Annotated in this window: 1 protein-coding gene; it reads left to right on the forward strand. The window is 46.3% G+C overall.

The window, feature by feature from the left end; genetic code table 11:
• The first annotated feature begins 101 nt into the window (after positions 1-101).
• On the forward strand, positions 102-1586 hold the full coding sequence (gene istA, locus BM299_RS18750) for an IS21 family transposase (RefSeq protein WP_092488071.1): 1485 nt from the start codon (positions 102-104) through the stop codon (positions 1584-1586).
• Positions 1587-1666: the final 80 nt, after the last annotated feature.

Below are 1666 nucleotides of genomic sequence, written 5' to 3' on the forward strand. Positions count from 1 at the left end.
TGTAGATCGTAAAATAGAATTGACCCCCGATCGTCAAGTAAAACTGACCCACCCTATGATAAAATCTCCCTCGAAAGGGGGATGTAAAAGAGGTGGTAAGCATGTACAAATGGCAACGTATCAAAGCGCTGCATGCCCAGGGGGTCAGCATCAGGAAAATAGCCCGGACACTGGGTGTATCCAGGAATACCGTCAGGAAATACCTTAAAGAGGCCAATCCGCCACAGTTTAAAGCCAGGGAGTATGAAAAACAACTGGACCGGTACCGGGAAGAAATCCAGGCCATGCTCGATAAGGGTTATATTGGCACAAGAATACACAAAGAACTGGTTAAAAAAGGCTATAACGGCTCATTGTCCAGTGTACACCGTTTCCTGCGGGCATTTAAAGAAGATGATAAGGCCGCTAAATTAGCCACCACCCGGGTGGAAACCGGCCCCGGTCGGCAGATGCAGTACGATTGGAAGGAGTGGCTGCTGCCGGTTGATGGAAAGCCAGTAAAAATATATATCCACGAAGTGGTCTTATCTTGCAGCCGGATGAAGTATTACGCCTTCTCCTTGAGCATAACCACTGCCGATGTAATCCGCGCCATGGTTGAAGCCTTTTACTTTTTTGGCGGCTATGCCCTGGAGTTGGTGATGGATAATGGCAAACAAATGGTTATTACCCACCAGAAGGACGGTATCGTCCGTTACAATGACGAGTTTCTGAAATTCTGCGGGCTATATGGTATAGAGCCATCAGCCTGCGAAAACTACCGTGCCAGAACAAAAGGAAAAGTAGAACGGCCGTTTTACTATGTTCAGGAACAACTACTACGTGGCCTGGAGGTGAAAAGTTTAAGCGATTTTGCCGCCAAACTGAGAGAATTCCAGGATGAATACAATAAAAGACCACATAGCAAGTTGGGCCGGCCACCAGAGCAAATGTTTGAAGAAGAAAAAGCACATCTTTTAAAAATACCTTCTATCGAGCCGGCTTTACTACAATTCAAAGAACCCAGGAAAGTGAGTAATGACGGCTATATTTCCCATAACGGCAATCTTTACCCCGTACCCATGCGCTACTGCACCAAGAAGGTGTGGATAGAAATCATCTATGGCCGGCGCATGAAAGTATATGACGAGGCTGGAACACTGTTGGACGAGTTCGATCTTTACCTGCAAAAACAAGCCAGTCGTCCAGTTCACCCCGAACATGAAACTATCAACCGCCAATACCAGGAAAGGAAAACCAAAGTTCGCTCCGCCCTGGCCGGGAAGTTCATCAGCACTTTTGGTGAAGCTGGCCGGATTTATCTGGAAAGGCTGCGCAACCAGACAGGCGCAAACCTGTACTGGCACTTAGCAGAAATTCTGCGCTATCAAAACATATATGCCACTGAAGATATTGCGGCAGCTATAAAAGAATGCCTAAATATTGGTTCTTACCACAAAAACAGTATTAAAAGGCTGCTGGAAAGGAAAGAAATTGCCCCGCTTTCTCTGGATTATGACCCGGCAAGTCTTAATCTGCCGCCGGTGAAAATTAAACGTGACCTTTCCTGTTATGCCCTGGATGAAAGCGAGGCGACAATTTCATGAGCAATAAGTTAATCAGTTACCTGGAAAGCCAGATGCAGGCATTAAAACTAAAAGGAATGCTTGCTCACTACCGGGAGATT

Origin of the sequence: Desulfoscipio geothermicus DSM 3669, assembly GCF_900115975.1 — a bacterium.
GTDB lineage: Bacteria > Bacillota > Desulfotomaculia > Desulfotomaculales > Desulfallaceae > Desulfoscipio > Desulfoscipio geothermicus.

Coding starts and splice junctions, on each gene's coding strand:
- istA (WP_092488071.1), top strand. CDS start 102: ATGTACAAATGGCAACGTATCAAAGCGCTGCATGCCCAGGGGGTCAGC.